This window comes from Burkholderia sp. PAMC 26561, assembly GCF_001557535.2.
GTDB lineage: Bacteria > Pseudomonadota > Gammaproteobacteria > Burkholderiales > Burkholderiaceae > Caballeronia.
Genome location: NZ_CP014315.1, coordinates 322831 through 340284, shown reverse-complemented (window position 1 = coordinate 340284; position 17454 = coordinate 322831). Strand labels below are relative to the sequence as shown.

The window sequence follows — 17454 nt, the reverse complement described above, 5'->3', positions numbered from 1 at the left end:
CACTTTGTAGCGACCGCTTCAATTCGACGGAAGGATACACGCGCTCGCCGAAGCTTGCATTTTCGACCGCGCTGAATGCGCGGGATGCTTTCCCAGCGGCGCAAAAGGCTTATCGTAAGTTTCGGGCAGCTTGCCGTGGAGGAAATTACGCGCGGCGTCGAAACCAGCCTGTAAGGGATAACCTGTCGCGCGTCGCGGGCAATACTTCGTGCAGCATGTCAGCGGACAAGAACACCGCGATCCGGCCCGCGACGGGCAAGATATCGCGCGTGCCCGAACCTTCCGGATGCAGCCGCAATGCGCCGCCGTGTTCAGGCAGCCAGTCCGCATTCAGATAGACCACGACCGATATGACACGGCTGTCGTCATCGCGGAAACGGTCGCGATGCGGCTTGTACGATGCACCCGGCGGGTAGAACGCGAAGTGGCTTTCGTATTCGTCGAGCCCGAGGAAGAACTCGCGATTCAGCGCGATGCGCAGCGTCTCCATGATCGCCAGATACTGGTCGCAGGCGTCGGACTGCCCCGCCTGCAGCCATCGGATCTGGTCGCCGCGGACATCGGGTTGGAGCGACTTTGCCGTGCCATGGCCCACACCCGCACGCGTCAGGGACCCCGCCGCCGCAAGCGCCGTGCATTCCCGCGCGAGTGCGACCGTGAGGTCCGGTGGCAAAAAGAAGTCCTGCTCTGACCAGCCATGTCGATGAACGGCATCGACGATATTTCGATGCAAGTCATCAACGGGCGCGTCAGAAAGCGCCGTGAAGTGCGATCGGGTCACTGCGTGTTCCTTCAAAACGAAGGTGCGGGAGGAAAGTCGGACGTCGTGTCCGGGGCGGGATGGGACTTGAATCCGGGCGAAGGATATTAACACCGCGGCCTTGGTTCCCAACAAGCAATGCCTGACCAGCCGCATCGTGATCATTACGGCGATCAAGCCGTAGCTCTATCACCCGGTCGTATTGGCGAAATGGCGCTGCAGATCGAGGAGATCCGCGGCGGCCGTTTGCGCTCAACCTGGTGAACGCGTGGAACCGGCCGGAACGGGCCAAGGCGGGCATCGGCTTCGCTGAACATGATGAGCGCTACGCCTACGGACACGAGTGGATCAGCGTGGTGGTGCGCTTTTGCGCGCTATCCTGAAGCAGAACAGCGATCCGAAAACGGTCGTGCACCAGACCTTCAGCAAATTTGCGTTTGCGTGAGCTCACGGCCGATTAATAGAGGTCCGTTTTAAGGCGACCGGGCAGGGCGCGGTCATAGGCATCGGCGTCGAAGGTGCTGTCGCTCACGTTCTTGAGCATCGCGCCGGCGCTCGGCAAACTCGCGCGGTCCACGTGCTTTTCCGCGTTCCACAAGTCGGACCGCACGACCGCCTTCGAGCAATGGAAATACACGGATTCCACGTGCACCAGGATTACCGTGCGCGGCGGTTTGCCGTTCACGCTGAATGACGCGAGCAGGTCGGTATCGTCCGCAATCGATGCCCGGCCGTTCACGCGCATCATTTCTCCCGCGCCCGGAACCAGGAACAGCAGCGCGATGCGCGGGTCTTGCACGAGGTTCCTGAGTGTATCGATGCGGTTATTGCCCGGGCGGTCGGGAATGGCGAGCGTGTGGGCGTCGAGAATGCGCACGAACCCCATGGCGTCGCCTTTGGGCGAACAATCAAGCCCGTCTTCTCCCGCCGACGCCAGCATCACAAACGGCGACGCAAGAATGAACGCGGCGTAGTCCTCGCTGATGAACGAGATCTCCTTGCGCACCGACCGCTCGTTCGCTTTTCCGTAGACGCTTTCCAGTTCTTCGACGTTCGTCAGCATGGCCGTGTCCTTGAATGCTTACCCCGTAGAGTAGCATCCGCGTGCGACATCAATGCGACGCCACCGGATCGAGCCCCGTCTGCTTCACGACAGGCAACGCGGCAGGCGATGCCAGATACTGCAGCAGCGCCCGGGCCTCCACCGGATGCTGTGAACCCGCCGGTATGCCGGCCGCGAAGCGCGTCACCGATTGCACCGAATCGGGAATCTTGCCGACGAACGTGACGCCCGGCACGGGCAACAACTCGCTCACTTGCTGGAAGCCAATTTCATAGTCGCCTGTCGCGACCACCGACGCCACCGGAATCTTCGGCACCATGGTCGCTTTCGGACGGACCTGATCCTCTATCCCAAGGCGCTTGAACAACTCGTTCTGTACGTACACGCCGCTTGCGCTATCGGAGTAGGCGACGGACTTTGCGTGCAGCAGCGTTGCCTTCAATGCGTCAATCGTGCCGATGTCGGGCTTCGGCGCACCCGCGCGCACGACCATGCCGATTGCCGAATCGGCGAGTTCGACGCGGGAACCGGGGATCACCTTGCCTTGCTTGATCAGATCGTCGAGCGCATAGCCGACCATGATGACGACATCGGCAGGTTCACCCCGGGCAAGGCGGTTAGGGATCGCTTCGGGGGCTTTGCCCATCGACGGGCCGAGCGCCGTGTCGAGTGTATTGCCGCTTGCCGCGCTGAATTGCGGGCCGAGGATCTTGTAGGCGGCGGTGAAGCCGCCCGAGCTCATCACATGCAGCTCGGCGGCCTGGACAACGGTCGCGGCCGTTGCAGCGGCGATGAATGTGTACGCGGACAGCTTCAGCAAGAACGATTTCATGGAAGTCATTGGCGGTTGAGAAGGCCGCGAAAGTTTAATCGCCACGAGCCGGCAGGTCGCTAGGGAACAGCCCGGAAGGACCCATATTGAACCAAGGCTTCAGCTCAGGCTGAGCTTTCGCACAAACTGTTAAATAGTGAAAACTCTACATAAACAGAGACTGAACAGCGGTAGAGTGGTGCATCGAAAACAGCACTCGCACTTCAGGTTGCGTTTTCGGAGAACCGTTTAATCCAGCGTGTGGAAAACCACTCCACGGCGCGATCAAAACGTAAGCTCGAGGGCATCGGTGAAAAACAAAAGTCTTTACCAGGGTAATCATGCGTCGAGCATTATCGATGCCGAAATAACGCATATACGGGCCGTGATGTTTCGCTGTGTCCGAGCGAATGCCGACGGCGCGATTTTTCACGCCAAATATTGGCAAAACCGCTTGATCACGTTACGGGATTCCGGCTTGAGCCGTTTGCAACGCGACGCGGTGCAATCGCTTTTAAGCGGTTTGAGGGAACAGATTTAACGAAGGGGTTTGAGAATATAAGGCCGGGGGGCTAGTCATGTTGAGTAAGTCCATTGGACGTCCAGTTGCATTGCAGTCGTCAATCCGGCCGGGGCAGGCCGCCAAGGGTTTGCGCCGGCTGACGCTGGACCCTGAGATGGACCGCCACGCGCGAGCGGCAATTGAGGCGTACGCGGACTCCTGCGCGGACGAAACGCCCTGGCTCGCAGATATCCTGCGCAAAAGACTCGACGCGTTGAGTCGTTCGGTGGAGCGCGTCGGGGATCAATTCGACAGAGTGCATGACGATCAGGACGAACCCATTCAGCTCACGCATTGCGAACACACGGCACGGCGGCTGATAACGTTTGCACGCATGTGTGCAAACGCGCGAGAAGATTATTCCGCCGCCGCGTGGGACCACGTAATGAAAAGCATCGACAGAATGCTGATTCAAATGCGGTAGATAGCCATCGATAAGTATAATAAAAGCAAAAGCCCGCTAAATCGGGCGATAAAAAGATCACGCTTAATCAGCAAGAAAAAGCAAACGGTAAGCAAACAGACCGTCTGGATAATTCAACGGGGAATCAGGCAATGCGGATATGCGTGTTGGACGACGACCTGAGTCAGACGGCGTATGTGGCTCAGACGCTGAGCTCGGCGGGTCACGATTGCCAGGTATTCACAGACGGAAAGAGCCTGATCCATGAACTCAGGCGCCAGCCGTTCGACCTGCTGCTGCTCGACTGGAACATGCCGGAGATGCCGGGCGACATCGTGCTGAATTGGGTCCGGCAAAATCTGACTACGAATCTGCCGGTTCTGTTTCTGACAAGCCGCAGCGTGGAAGCGGACATTGTCCAGATGCTCAATGCGGGCGCGGACGACTACGTTTTGAAGCCCGTCTCGCCGCCGGTGCTGCTCGCGCGCGTGGAGGCGCTCCTGCGCCGGATCTATGCGCAGAAGCAAAAAGACGCGCCGCACGAGACCTACGGCATCTACAGGTTCAACATCGCCGCGCAACTTGCTGCGGTGAACGGCGAGCCTGTCACGCTGACGCAAAAGGAATTCGAACTGGCGCTGCTGCTTTTTCGCAACCTGTCGCGGCCATTGTCGCGCACGCATATTCGCGAGTCGGTGTGGCGGCAGGACGTCGACATTCCGTCGCGCACCATCGATACACACGTGTCGCAGATCCGCTCCAAGCTGGTGTTGCGGCCTCAAAACGGATACCGCATCACGCCGATCTATAGCTACGGCTATCGGCTTGAGAAAGTAGGGGAATGAATCGTCGTGAATGGGTTTAGTCAAACCGGGCGCGTGGCTCTGATCACGGCGATCGTCTTTTGCGTGCAGCCCGCGCACGCGAAACGCGTGCCGCCGCCCGACACCACGCCCTATGTGGTGAAGTCGGACGATTCGCTCTACACGCTCGCGTATCAGTACATGCAAAGCCCCGACGACTGGCGTCTCTTGCGCGAACTGAACCATGTTGCGAATCCGCGCCGTTTGCAGATCGACTCGCGTCTTGCCATGCCGACCGCGCGGCTCAAGCAGAAGTCGCTGACGGCGCGCGTGGTCGCGGTGCGTGGAGGCGTGGAGAAAAGCACGGCGCCGGGCTTGCCGTTCATTCCTGTCAACGCTGGCGCGTTGCTTCATGAAGGTGACGAAGTGCGCACGGGCCGCGATGCGTTTTTATCGATGACACTGCCCGATGGGTCACATATCGTGCTGCCCTCGAGCAGCAGGATCCAGATCGCGCGCTTGCGCACGACGCTCCTCACGGGCGCGGTCGAACGCCGTTTCGACCTCAAGCAAGGCGAAGTCACGACCGACGTCACGCCGCTGACGAACCCGCGCGATTCGTTTCGGGTCACGTCGCCGTCCGTGGTTGCGGGTGTGCGCGGCACGCGGTTTCGCGTGAACTACCTGGAGGAGCAGGACGCGACGACGGTCGAAGTGCTCGCGGGAAAGATCGGCGTGGACAGTTCGCCTGATGGTTCGGCCGCGCCGCAGCCCGTCCCGGGCCATGCCGAGACGCTGGTGGCGGCCGGCTATGGCAATGTCACGCGTACGGGCGCGATTGCGGGAACACCCGTCGCGCTGCTGAGCGCGCCGGGGATCGTCGAGCCTGACAAATTGCAGCGCTTCGAGCAGGTCGAATTCGACCTGACAGCCGTCAGTGGCGCCATCGCTTATCGCACGGAAATCGCCACTGATGCCGGTTTCCTCGACCTCCTGCGCGACCAGCGTTCGAGCAGCCTGCGCGTCGCCTTCGACGACATCCCCGACGGCAATTACTTCGTGCGCGTGAGCGCGACAGACGGGCAGGGCATCGACGGCCTGCCGCAAGTGTTCACCTTCATCCGCCATGTCGACACCACCAACCCCAGCGCCGTTCCGACCGAAAGCGGCGGGTACGCGTTCCGCTGGCACGTGGACAGCGAGGTGCCTGGTATGCGGTATCGATTCATTTTGTCGAGGAACATCGACCTGAGCGCACCGCTCATCGACCTGCTCGATGTCACCGGCGGCGAAATGTCGGTCGCGCATCTCGCGCCGGGCAAGTACTACTGGACCATCGTGGTCGATGTCTTCCAGAACGGCCGGCTGCTTTCGGTGCCGGGCGAAATTCGCTCGTTCACGCAAACCCGGTAGGTGACGCATGCCGTGGCGGTTTTCTTTTAGCGAGCGACGGGACCGGGGTCCGTCGATAGGCAGGCGCTTCCTGTTCGAGTGGACGCTGATAGGCGCGATCGGGATTGCCGCCGTGGTGTATGGCGTCGTCGGTCCGCTGACGGAACGCGCAAGCTTCCTGGTCTACGATCAGCTGCGGCTGCGTTCGACGCATCGGATGGCATCGGACATAGTGATCGTTGCCATCGACGACGAAAGCATTGCCGAACTCGGGCGCTGGCCATGGCCGCGCGACACACATGCGGCGTTGCTCGAGCAGATCGCCAAAGCGAAGCCGCGCGCTGTAGCGTACGACGTGCTGTTCACGGAGTCATCGCCGGGTGACACGGCCTTTGCCAATGCGATGAAAAGCGTGCCCACATATCTGCCGTTGCTGGTCGATCGCCAGCCGCTCAACCAGAATGCGCCTGCGGCCGTGGAGCCCGTTCCCGTTCTGCGCGATGCAGCCGCGGGCATAGGACATATCGATCTCGATGTGGACCGCGACGGCATCGCACGCAGTGTCTCGCTGTTCGAGGGCAACGGGCGCGACTGGTGGCCAGGATTGATGGTGCCGGTGTACCACGCGCTGCGCGGCCCGCATGCGCCATTACCCCGCACGCAAGGAAAAGACGCCGCATCCGCCGGCGACCTCCGGCGTGCACATCGAATGCTGATTCCGTTTTCGCGTGAGTCGGCAGAGTATCCGCGTGTATCGTTCGTATCCGCGATGCTCGGCCAGGTGCCGCCGGAATTTTTCACGGGCAAGGTCGTGCTCGTCGGCGCGACGGCCGCAGGATTGCGTGACCGTTTCGCCACACCGGTATCCGGCGCGCTCGGCGAGTTGCCCGGCGTCGATATCCACGCGACGATCCTCGACGCGCTGCTCGAAGGCCGCGCCGTCGTTCCCGTCGATAACCCGACGGGCGTCTGGACGAGTATCGTGCCTGTCCTCTTGCTGCTGGGCGGCTTGCTGGTGATGTCGCCGTTCCAGTCGCTGATCCTGACCGCAGGGCTTGCGGCTGCAAGTCTGATTGCGAGCGCCGCGCTGATGTATGTGCGCTCGCGTTGGCTATCGCCGGTTCCCGCGCTCGGCGGTCTCGCGCTGATCTATCTGCTATGGAGCTGGCGGCGGCTCGAAGTCGCCATGTCCTATCTCGGCCAGGAGCTGCGCCTCCTCGCCGCCGAACCCAACCTGCTGCCCGGCGCCGATAAAAAACCGCACCACGCAGCCGGCGATATGCTCGAACGGCTTATCGGACTCACGCGCGAAGCCGTGCAGCGTCAGCGCAACATGCGGCAATTTATCTGGGACAGCCTGAACAGTTTGCCGGAGCCCATCGTGGTTTGCGATCACGCCGGCCGCATCCTGATGGTCAACGATCCCGCGCGCCTTCAACTCGGCCCGATGCGTTTCACCGACATGTCCATCATGGATGTCTTCAGCACATTCCACTTCGTGCGCCTCGTCGATGAAACCACCCGCGACATTTCATGGCCCGCTGTTCTCGATCCACGCGTAGCCGCACATGCGGACGTGATGACACGCGGCATCGAGGTACGCGATCTCCACGGCCGTGACCACATGCTCCGTTACGCGCCTTGCACAACCAACACGGGCGACGCGCCGGGATGGATCGCGAGCTGGGTCGATATCACCGCGCTGCACGCGTCCGAGCGTCAGCGCGACGACATGCTGCATCTCCTGTCACACGACATGCGCTCGCCGCAGGCATCCATCCTGGCGCTGCTTGAAACCGAGCGGCCGCATCTCGATTCGCAGCGCGCGGTGGATCTGACGGAACGCGTTGAACGTTACGCGCGCCGGTCGCTCGCTCTCGCCGATGACTTCGTGCAACTCGCGCGCGCCGAGTCGCAGCATTACCAGCTCGAGCCTTTGAACCTTCATGAGCTTGCAATCGATGCCAGCGACGAAATCTGGCCGCAAGCCAGCGCAAAACAAATCGATGTCCGATGCGAGTCGCAAGGGGAGCACTTCTGGGTGCTGGCCGACCGTTCCTTGATGACGCGCGCGCTGATCAACCTGCTGAGCAACGCCGTCAAGTTCAGCCCGCCCGCGACGCGCGTGGATTGCATCATCAGCGCGACGGCGGATACGGTGGTCTGCGTGGTCCGCGATCAGGGGTATGGCATCGCGATCGAGCAACAGGCGCATCTCTTCGAGCGCTTTCGCCGCTTTCATGCCGATGGCCAGCCGGCAAGCGACGGGACCGGTCTCGGCATGGCGTTCGTCAAGACCGTGGTGAGCCGCCATGCCGGTGATATCGCGATCGAAAGCGCGCTGAACGTGGGAACCGCCGTAACGATCACATTACGTGCGCACGCCGTCGAGCAATAAGAGAGGGATATGAAGTGAAACTACGATCAATGCGTGCCGCCGTGCTTCTTCTTGCACTGCTGAGTGCCTGCGCGAGTGAACAACCGGTTCGCATCAGCGCGTATCGCGATGGCGCGTTCTCGACGAGCGGCATCAGGACATACGCGCTCGATAAAACGCAAGCCGGCGTGGATGACGCAACCGCCCGACCGCTGCGTGAAGCGCTCACCGCACAGGGCCTGCAACCCGCGTTAGCAACTCAGGCGGACTACCTGATCAAGCTCGGCTACGCGACCCGCCCGCAGAACGTCCGCGTCCAGGCCACGTGTTCGACCGCGCCGGAAGAAGCGTGCGATGACTTCGCAGCATCGACGGGCTTCTTTGAACGAAAGCGCTATGTCCATGCGTTGACCGTCCAGTTCATCGGAAGCAAGACCGGCGCGACCGTGTATCAAGTGAGCGTCACGCACGCCGACCGCGATCCGGCCGGGAGCGCCGCATTACCCGCATTGATGAAATGCGCGTTCAATGGTTTTCCGCTGCAAAACGCCGAGCGGCGTGAACTTGCGGGCTGCGACTGACGGTGCCTACTCATCCAGCGCCTTGTGCGACGTTTCGTCCATGCATGCAACCGCTATCAGCCCGAGCGCGCCGCAGCCGATCACATACCACGCCGGCGCCAGCACGCTGCCGGTCACGATGATCAGCGACGTCACGAAGAACTGCGCGAAGCCGCCGAAGATCGCAACACCGACGCTATACACCACGGCGCCGCCGGTCGCGCGAACGGCGCGCGGAAAGAGCTCGCCGAGCATGGCTCCAACGCCGCCGATGTTGATCGCATGCACCGAAGAGAGCAGTGCCACCACGATGATCAGCGTGCTGGTCGCCGGCCACGTGTTCAATGCGACAAAAGCGGGATAGATTGCGAGCATCAGGATCACGCGCGTCACCTGTGCAAGCGGCTTGCGCCCGAAGCGGTCAGTCAGATAACCACCGACGGGCGCAAGCACGAAAATGATCGCGCCCGACAAACATCCCGACAGCATCGCGGTTGCCGGGGGCAGGCCGAGCGTCTTCACGCCGTAGATCGATAGATAAAAAACGATGATGAAATGCGCTGCCGTCCCGGCGATCGTCAGGCCGAGCCCGCTCAGCAGTGCGCGCCGATGATTGCCAATGACATCGATTAAAGGAAGTTTTGGCGCCTTCGGCATCGGCGTTCGAGGCGGTTCTTCTTCGAGCGTCCGACGCAGCCACCAGCCGACTGGCACGATCAACGTACCGATAACAAACGGCACGCGCCATCCCCAATTTTCAAGTTGCGCGGACGTGAGGCTCGCCGTCAGCGCGACGCCCGTCAGCGCGCCGGCGAGTGCGGCAAGTCCCTGGCTCGCGAACTGCCACGATGCATAGAAGCCGCGCCGGTTCGGCGGCGCCTGCTCGATCAGCAACGTAGTCGATGCCCCGACTTCACCGCCCGCCGAAAAGCCCTGGATCAGCCGTGCGATCACCAGGATCAACGGACCGGCAACGCCGGCTTGCGCATAGGTCGGCGCGACCGCGATCATCGCCGTGCCCAGGGCCATGAGCCCGAGCGTCAGGATCATCGCCTTCTTGCGGCCCGCGCGATCAGCATAAATGCCAATCAGCAATCCGCCGACCGGCCGCGTGAAGAAACCGACACCGAAGCTCGCGACCGCGAGAAGCAACTGTCCGACCGGGTCCTGCACTGGAAAGAAGAGCTTGCCAATCACGAGGGCGAAGAATCCGTAGACAGTGAAGTCGTAGAACTCCAGCGCATTGCCCGCGGCCGCCGCAGCGACGAGCCGCGCACGGCTTTGCTTGCGCACCGGAACCATGCCCGTTGCCACGTTGATATCGCGTATTGAAGGGATGCCCATGATTTTTCTCGATGCGCGGTACTTGGGGAGTATTTGGAGGCGTTCAGTCACTCAATCAGCGAGATACGCTTCGGCCAGCCGCACCCAATAACTCGCGCCGAGCGCCAGGATGTCGTCGTTGAAGTCGTAGCCCGGGTTATGGACCATGCAACTGCCTTTGCCTTCGATTCCGTTGCCAATCCAGGCATACGAACCCGGCACGACCTGCAGCATGTAGGCGAAATCCTCGCTGCCCATCAGCGGCCTTGCGTTCGTGTCGACGCGTTGCGCGCCGAGCAGTTTCGTGGCGACATCGGCGGAAAATGCCGTGGGGTCCGCGTGATTGAAAAGCACCGGATAACCCCATTCGTAATCGATGTCCGCCTCGACTCCGAACGCTGCTCCCTGCGCGTGGATGAGCGTGGTAATGCGCTCGCGCAAGAGCGCGCGCACGGCGGGGTCAAGCGCGCGAATGGAAAGTTTCATCTCGGCGGTTTGCGGGATGACGTTGAAGGTATCGCCGGCCTTCACGCTGCCCACCGAGATCACCGCGGACTTCTGCGAATCGACTTCCCGCGCAACGATGCTCTGCAAGGCCAGGATGATCGCGCCCACCGCCGGCATGGGATCGCGCGAAAGATGCGGAAGCGCGCCGTGTCCACCGAGGCCGCGCAACACGATAGTCGCCCGGTCCGCCGATGCCATCGCAGGTCCGGTGCAGAAACTCATGCAACCTGTTTCGAAGCCCGGCATGTTGTGCAGGCCGAAGATGGCATCGCAGGGAAAGCGCTCGAAAAGTCCGTCTTCCATCATCACGCGTGCGCCGCCGTAGCTTTCCTCGGCGGGCTGGAAAATCACCGTGAGCGTGCCCGAGAACTGGCGGCTTTCCGCCAGGTAGCGCGCGGCGCACAACAGCATGGCGGTATGGCCGTCGTGGCCGCACGCGTGCATGGTTTTCGGCACGGCGCTCGTGTAGGGCAGCCCCGTCGCTTCCTCGATAGGCAATGCATCCATGTCCGCACGCAGGCCGATGCGCTTCGTGCCACCGCCATGCTTGAGCACGCCGACCACGCCCGTTTTGCCGACACCAGGCGTCACCTCATACCCCCACTGCTCGAGCAAACTGGCAACGAGATCCCCGGTCGCCCGTTCCTCGAATGCGAGTTCCGGATGCGCGTGAATTTTCCTGCGCACCGCGATGAACTCCGGCGCAATGGCGGCAATGCCGGGAACGACGGGATCGACTGACAGCATGACATGCTCCTTGAAGGCGGGTGACTAATGGCGGTCAAGCATATAAAGTCCGGGAGCAAAACAGAAGACAGCTAATTAAATTTGCGACTACTTTGGGTTGTCGGTAGAAACCCATATCTGTCGTTTGATATTTGAGACGGACGTCGATGAAATACCATCAATTGCGAGCATTCCTGACGGTCGCGGAACAGGGCAGCATTCGGGCGGCGGCGCGCAGCCTGCATCTCTCGCAAGCTGCATTGACCAAGGCGCTGAAGGAACTGGAGCAGGACCTCGGCGTGCCGCTGGTCTTGCGCACGGCGCGTGGCGTGCAACTCACGGCGTTCGGGCAGCAATTGAGGATTCGTGGGCAGATGGTGACAAGCGAGATGCGCCGCGCTGAAGACGATATCGCGCACATGAAAGGCGAGCTGTCCGGAAGCGTTGCCGCGGCCATTACGCCGAGCGCGGCGTTATCGATTCTGCCGAAAGCGTTCCAGGCCTTCCGCGAGAAGATGCCGGATGCGCGGGTGAGTTTTATCGAGGGATTTCCGGGCGTGGCGTTGCCGCGTTTGCGCGACGGTTCGCTGGATTTCGTCGTGGCCGTCGTCAACCCGGAACGGCTCGGGCCGGAGTTCGATTACATCGAGTTGTATGAGAGCCCATCGGTGATCGTCGCGCGCCAAGGTCATCCGCTCGCGCGGTGCACAACGCTTGCCGGACTCGTCGATGCCGAATGGCTGCTCAATCCATCGCCCGAAAGCTCGACGCGCGAGCTGCTCGATTATTTTGCCGGCAGTGGCTTGCCGGAGCCTAAGAGGGTGATCGAATGTCCGAGCTTTGTGATCGCGCACGGTTTGCTGCGCGGCTCGGACACCGTCGCGGCGTTGCCCGCACCGCTACTCGATCATCCGTGGGTCGGCGATGGACTTGCGGTGCTGCCCATATCGGATTTGCCGCCGGCTATTGCGATTGGGTTGGTGACGCGCCGCGATAGTCCGCTGACGCCGGCGGCGTCCCTGCTGGTTGAGTGCCTGCTGGACGTGGTTGCGTCACGCCGCGCGCTTATTTGACAAGATGCAGCCCCTTCGCCAGCACGACCCCCTTCTCGCGATTGACCAGCCAGACATCGCCGACATTCGCATGCAGCATCGCGGTGCGCGTGGTGATGTCGGTGGGTTCCTCGTTGGTCGGATCGCTATGCTCGACGGTCTCGGTGAGGTAAGGCGGCACCACGCGGCAGATCAGCACGAGCGCGAGATCGCCGTCGCCCGCCGCTTCGAACGCCGCTTCCGATAACCCGAACCGCCCGCGCACGCTGGTCTTGTTGTGTTTGCCCGTGGTGGTGTCGAGTTCGATCACGTCGACGTTCTGGATATACCCCTTCGCCTTCGCTTCCGCCGCAACGACCAGTTTCCGCCCGCGCGGTCCCATGATGGTCTTTTTCAGCACGATGGCGTCCGGATGATCGCTGTCGGAGAGGTCCACATCGACGGTCATGACGTGGATCTTCGAGCGATACCTAATGCCATACGGCGCCGGCACCACGAATGCAAGATCGCGGCTCAGCTTTGCATCGGTCACGTCGGGATCGTGGAGCGTCCTGGGCAGCGCCGTTCCGACCAGATCTTCCACCCGATGAGCGAACGTGCGCGCCTTTCCGGGCGTGAGCTTGCGCACAAGCGCGTCCCTGACGGCCACGGGATCATCGCCGGCGAAGTTCGGCGTGATGTTGAGTGCCGCAGCCGGCGCGGGGGTGCCGCTAGCGGCTTGTTGAGCCCAAGCACCAGCCGATAAACACAAAAGCACGCATGCTGCGCAAAGGCTTGCGTGCCTGATTGGCTGAAGACGCATTGGCAGACTCCGATTGTTTGACCGCTCGAGGTGTAGAGTTTATTGGATTGATGCGCTTCCTCATGTACTTTGCGCCAAGGATAATCCGATATGAAATCGCTAGTCATTTACGTGCCGCTCCCGGAGCGCGGAATATGAGCGGACCGCTGAAGGGATTTCGCATTGTCGAGATGGTCGGGCTCGGTCCGTGTCCGTTCGCCGCAATGATGCTCGCCGACATGGGCGCTGAAGTGATCCGCATCGACCGCAAGCCCACGGACGGTCCGACGCCCTATCCCATGCAAGGCACCCGTTTCGACGTGATGGCGCGCGGACGCCGTTCCCTCGCGCTGGACCTGAAAGAGCCGGAGGCGCGCGACCTGGCGCTGCATCTCATCGACCAGGCCGATGGGTTGATCGAAGGCTTTCGTCCCGGCGTGATGGAGCGGCTCGGACTTGGGCCGGACGTCTGTCTCGCGCGCAATCCCAGGCTTGTTTATGGCCGCGTGACCGGCTGGGGCCAGGACGGACCGCTTGCGAACGCCGCCGGGCACGACCTGAACTACATTGCGATGAGCGGCATGCTGCACGAGATCGGCGACGGCGACGCGCCTCCGGTGCCGCCGCTCAATCTCGTGGGCGACTTTGGCGGCGGCGGCATGATGCTCGCGTTCGGTGTCGTGTGCGCGCTGCTGGAAGCGCGCGGCTCGGGCAAGGGGCAGGTGATCGATGCCGCCATGGTCGAAGGTTCGGCGCTCCTCGGGGCGATGATCTACGGCTACAAGGCGTTTGGCGCGTGGACGGGAGAACGCGGCTCGGCCATGCTCGCCGGCGGCGCGCACTTCTACAACACGTATGCGTGTGCGGACGGGAAGTTTGTATCGGTGGGATCGATCGAGCCGCAGTTTTACGCGTTGCTACTCAAGCTGTGCAATATCCACGATCCCGCCTTCGACAACCACATGGACCGCAGCAGATGGCCGGAGCTGAAAACGAAGATCTCGGCCATCTTCGCAACGAAACCACGGCAAGCGTGGTGCGATCTGATGGAAGGGACCGATGTGTGTTTCGCGCCTGTCCTGGATATGGACGAAGCGCCGTCGCACGCGCATAACCGGGCGCGCGAGACATTCATAGAAGTCGATGGGGTGACGCAACCGGCACCGGCGCCGCGCTTCAGCCGGACCGCGCCGCAGGTGAACGCGGGGCCGGCGAGTGCCGGGCAGCACAGCGAAGAGATTCTTCGCGACTGGGGAGTGCAGGCGCAGACGATCGACGGGTTGCGGCGGAAGAACATCATCTAGTCGCCGCGAAGCTGCGCCTTACTCCACCACCGCCTCTTCAACCACCTTCCGCCGCCCCACGACCGACTCGAAGAACTGCTCATAGCGCCGGCGGCATGCGCGCCAGCCGAATTCATCGGTGGCGAGGGAGTTGGCCGAACTCGATGCTGCTGCCGGCCACGTCTCGCTGATCGAGCGCACGATGCCCGGAAGCTCGCTGATGTCATCGAAGAGATGAACGTTGTCGAACTTGCCGGCTGCCCATTTCATGAAGGGCGTCGAGCGCGAGATCACTAGCGGCACGCGTCCGATCGCTTCGAAAAACGCGCCGCTCACCAGCATGGAGTCGGCTGCGTGCGGCAGGATGATCACATCCGTATTCACCACGTTTTGCGCGAACTCGGCGTCCGAGAGGAACTTGGCATCGAGATTCACGGTGCCGCGCAGCGAACGCCGGTCAAGGATCTCGTTGAGCGTCGCGAGATACGCCTCGGTGCCCAGACCCGCGATCTGCAGATTGCATTCGCTTGGCCAGTTCTCCAGCACGGCGTCGATCTGTTTGTACGGGCGGATTACGCCAAGCAGCGAGAACAAGGGTTTGCCGCTTTCCTTCTTCGGCACGGTAGGCGGCTGACCCGGCGAATCCCAGTAGAGAGGATGGGGCAAGTACGTGGCCTTGTATTTGTCCTCGAAGTTCGGCGCGTGAACCACACGGAAATCGGCGAGACCGCGAATGAACGACATCACACGGCTGGCGAGGCGCCGGTTGAAGCCGGTTGTATCGTGGACTATATGGTCGTGCACGAAGTACACCGTCTTCGCTCTGGCAATTGTGATCAGCGCGCAATAGAAAGCGAAAAGCAGGCTGCCTGAAATACTGAACTGAGCACGGCCTTTCTCGCGCTTGAACGGCCGATACTCAAGCCAGTGAAACACCAGGACGTTCTCGGGTTTGAATAACTGAACGAATCCGCCCCGCAGCAAGCCCCTTACGGAAAGGGGCATGACGTCGTAACCCATCTCGGTGAATAGACTTTTCTGAATCTCGATATAGCGGTTGGTGTAATTCGTGAAAGGACACATTAGAATCTTTGTCCGCGACTCACCTGATGGCTTGCTTTCCTGGGTGCTGATCTCTGTCATGGGCACGTATCCGGCTGGACTGATTCAAAGGGAATTGTCGTGAGCAGATGCTGAACGGTAAGGCTCACCGCCCGGGCTGCAGACCGGTAAAACAATCTTCTTGGGAATGCGCAACGGCGACACAACGGTGTGTTCGGTTTAGCTTAACACCTGGAAAATCCGCGTGCTGTATCGATTTGTATGTCTGATTAATTCAGAGAATGAGTGGCCGATTATGGTGGCCGATTATGTTGAGTGATTCATTGAGGCCGTAATTCTGGATAAGGCGCTTCTGCTGAAGCGCCTTGTTAACGCCGTGCTTCAGCCTGGCGCGAATCTCACCACGATCCGGCTATAAGGCACGTCCCGGTCAACCGTCACCGAGCCTATGCCCTTGCCGGCATATGTCGTCACAAGCCGCATGCCAAGCCCCGTGCCCTGCGGTTTCGGAAAGTCGTTCGGAAAGCCGTCGCCTTCGTCTTCGACCGCGAGCAGCAGCGCGTCGTTTGCGCGCTCCAGCTTGACGCGCACCTTGCCGCGGCCGTACTTGAGCGCATTGGTTACGAGTTCTGCGGTGACAAGCCCAAGCGGGGCGAGCCGTGCGGCCGGCAGCACGATGGATTCGCCTTCCAGCGTAACCTCGCGCCCTGCAGCCAGGTCAGCCAGGTCCGAGGTGAGTCCGCGCAGGTAACTTGTTGCGTCCGTGGCTTCGGCCCCGTCGTCCTGATAAAGCCGGTGATGCACGGAGCCGACCGTGCGCACACGCGTGGCGGCGGCTTGCAAATGCACGGCGACGGATTTGTCGCCGGCTAGATTCGCCTGCAACGCGAGCAGCGTCTGCACGAGCTGCAGGCTGTTGCGCACGCGGTGATGCACTTCCTTCATCATCAGCGCGGAGTTGCCCAACTGGATTTCCTGGCTCGATACCAGCGCGGCAAGCTTCTCCTCGTTTTCGTGCCGCTCGGTCACGTCGCGCATGGTGAGCACGACGCGTTTGACCTGGTCGTCGGGGTCGCGAATCGGCGCCACCGATACATCCCACCAGCGCGCATCGCCGGCGCAGGTCGGACAGGGGCCTTCGAAGCGCGTGGGGTCTCCATTCACCGCCGTCTCCAGCGCGTGCAGGACCTTGGTCCGCTGATCCTCGGGCCACAAGTCGATGCAATGCATCCCGCCAATCTCAGCGAAGTCATCGATTTTCAGCGCGGTGAGTCCGTTGTCGTTCATGAACTCGATCCCGCCCTCGACCGACAACACCTGAATGCAATCGACGCTCGCGTTCAGTACGCTGGTGGAGAAGAGCTCGTTGGCGTCTGTCTGCGATTCCGCCATGAGGCGTTCGCGGCTCATCGAGATGACGTTCGCGATGCCTTCCAGGAAAACGATATCGGTTTCGCTGAAGTCTTCGTCGTCGGAACTGTCGGCTTCCAGCACGCCGTAGGTTTCCGGAATGCCGCGAATGGGCACGTTGATCGCGCGCTTGATGCCGTGGCGCGTCAGCAATTCGGGCGTGCGAAAACGGTGTTCGGCGCCGAGGTGATTCGACAACACCGGCCGTCCGCTCGTGAACGCGTGGCCTGCGGGGCTGGCGTCGTCGGCGCCGAGTTCTGTCGTGCCGATATCCGCCGGGTCCCAGCCCACGCCTGCTTCCAGCACGAAGGTCTGGCTTTCCGGCTGATAGCGCAGCACTTTGACAAAGCGAGAATGCAATCCCGCCGATACCGCCTTGCACGCTTCATCGAGCAACGCGTCGGCGTTGTGCACGCGCAGGACGGATGTCGCGAACTGCACGGCAAGTTCGTGCTGCAGGCGCAAGCGGCTTACCGACCGGTCGACGGCGCTGCGGATGGTTTCTTCTGGTGGCAATGCGTCCATCAAACTCTCCTCGGCGGCAGCGGCGGCATTGTCGATGTGCATCAACTTATGACA

The 17454-nt window shown here is 61.6% G+C and carries 15 protein-coding genes and 1 pseudogene; 8 read left to right on the top strand and 8 right to left on the bottom strand.

Translation table 11 applies throughout. The features are described 5' to 3' along the window. Positions 1–145 precede the first annotated feature (145 nt). Entirely contained in the window at positions 146–781 is a 636-nt protein-coding gene (locus AXG89_RS36190; RefSeq protein ID WP_236873669.1) for a 2OG-Fe(II) oxygenase, read from the bottom strand. A gap of 121 nt (positions 782–902) precedes the next feature. Here AXG89_RS36190 and AXG89_RS43945 point away from each other — a divergent pair. After that, a pseudogene (locus AXG89_RS43945) lies at positions 903–1119 on the top strand (LLM class flavin-dependent oxidoreductase); the annotation flags it as partial. A gap of 98 nt (positions 1120–1217) precedes the next feature. Here the strand turns inward: AXG89_RS43945 and AXG89_RS36180 are convergent. Both AXG89_RS36180 and AXG89_RS36175 read right to left on the bottom strand, forming a co-directional pair. Beyond that, on the bottom strand, positions 1218–1823 hold the full coding sequence (locus tag AXG89_RS36180) for a pyridoxamine 5'-phosphate oxidase family protein (RefSeq protein ID WP_075358768.1): 606 nt from the start codon (positions 1821–1823) through the stop codon (positions 1218–1220). A 49-nt stretch (positions 1824–1872) separates the two neighbouring features. Continuing rightward, a complete protein-coding gene (locus tag AXG89_RS36175; protein WP_062001280.1) occupies positions 1873–2655 on the bottom strand; it encodes a substrate-binding domain-containing protein in 783 nt (260 codons plus the stop codon). 557 nt (positions 2656–3212) lie between these two features. Here AXG89_RS36175 and AXG89_RS36165 point away from each other — a divergent pair. The 5 genes from AXG89_RS36165 to AXG89_RS36145 all read left to right on the top strand — a co-directional run bounded on the left by AXG89_RS36165 (position 3213) and on the right by AXG89_RS36145 (position 8752). After that, the gene (locus tag AXG89_RS36165) at positions 3213–3620 is read left to right on the top strand and encodes a hypothetical protein (protein ID WP_075358766.1); all 408 of its coding nucleotides are present in this window, start codon (positions 3213–3215) and stop codon (positions 3618–3620) included. Between the two features lie 131 nt (positions 3621–3751). Further along, a complete protein-coding gene (locus AXG89_RS36160) occupies positions 3752–4444 on the top strand; it encodes a response regulator transcription factor (protein WP_075358765.1) in 693 nt (230 codons plus the stop codon). A 6-nt stretch (positions 4445–4450) separates the two neighbouring features. Continuing rightward, positions 4451–5815 (top strand): FecR domain-containing protein, encoded by a 1365-nt coding sequence (locus AXG89_RS36155; protein ID WP_083637967.1) that lies wholly within the window; start codon positions 4451–4453, stop codon positions 5813–5815. A gap of 7 nt (positions 5816–5822) precedes the next feature. Continuing rightward, positions 5823–8192 carry a CHASE2 domain-containing protein gene (locus tag AXG89_RS36150; RefSeq protein ID WP_075358764.1) on the top strand — a complete coding sequence of 790 codons (2370 nt, stop codon included), beginning with the start codon at positions 5823–5825 and terminating at the stop codon, positions 8190–8192. Between the two features lie 14 nt (positions 8193–8206). Then, entirely contained in the window at positions 8207–8752 is a 546-nt protein-coding gene (locus AXG89_RS36145) for a DUF4136 domain-containing protein (protein ID WP_143325582.1), read from the top strand. Between the two features lie 6 nt (positions 8753–8758). On the opposite strand, the gene AXG89_RS36140 is transcribed toward AXG89_RS36145, so the two are convergent. Together AXG89_RS36140 and AXG89_RS36135 are read right to left on the bottom strand one after the other, a co-directional pair. Continuing rightward, positions 8759–10033 (bottom strand): MFS transporter, encoded by a 1275-nt coding sequence (locus tag AXG89_RS36140; RefSeq protein WP_075358796.1) that lies wholly within the window; start codon positions 10031–10033, stop codon positions 8759–8761. Between the two features lie 93 nt (positions 10034–10126). Continuing rightward, positions 10127–11308, bottom strand: coding sequence for a M20 aminoacylase family protein (locus tag AXG89_RS36135; RefSeq protein ID WP_075358763.1), 1182 nt, complete (start codon positions 11306–11308; stop codon positions 10127–10129). Between the two features lie 146 nt (positions 11309–11454). Between AXG89_RS36135 and AXG89_RS36130 the strand changes: the two genes are divergently transcribed. After that, positions 11455–12360 (top strand): LysR substrate-binding domain-containing protein, encoded by a 906-nt coding sequence (locus tag AXG89_RS36130; RefSeq protein WP_075358762.1) that lies wholly within the window; start codon positions 11455–11457, stop codon positions 12358–12360. Here the strand turns inward: AXG89_RS36130 and AXG89_RS36125 are convergent. After that, positions 12353–13141, bottom strand: coding sequence for a hypothetical protein (locus tag AXG89_RS36125; protein ID WP_075358761.1), 789 nt, complete (start codon positions 13139–13141; stop codon positions 12353–12355). The genes AXG89_RS36130 and AXG89_RS36125 overlap by 8 nt on opposite strands. A gap of 134 nt (positions 13142–13275) precedes the next feature. Here AXG89_RS36125 and AXG89_RS36120 point away from each other — a divergent pair, with 134 nt between their 5' ends. Beyond that, the gene (locus AXG89_RS36120; protein WP_075358760.1) at positions 13276–14424 is read left to right on the top strand and encodes a CaiB/BaiF CoA transferase family protein; all 1149 of its coding nucleotides are present in this window, start codon (positions 13276–13278) and stop codon (positions 14422–14424) included. A gap of 18 nt (positions 14425–14442) precedes the next feature. On the opposite strand, the gene AXG89_RS36115 is transcribed toward AXG89_RS36120, so the two are convergent. Both AXG89_RS36115 and AXG89_RS36110 read right to left on the bottom strand, forming a co-directional pair. Then, positions 14443–15546, bottom strand: coding sequence for a glycosyltransferase (locus tag AXG89_RS36115; RefSeq protein WP_062001291.1), 1104 nt, complete (start codon positions 15544–15546; stop codon positions 14443–14445). 300 nt (positions 15547–15846) lie between these two features. Then, entirely contained in the window at positions 15847–17400 is a 1554-nt protein-coding gene (locus tag AXG89_RS36110) for a sensor histidine kinase (RefSeq protein WP_062002280.1), read from the bottom strand. Between the last annotated feature and the right edge of the window lie 54 nt (positions 17401–17454).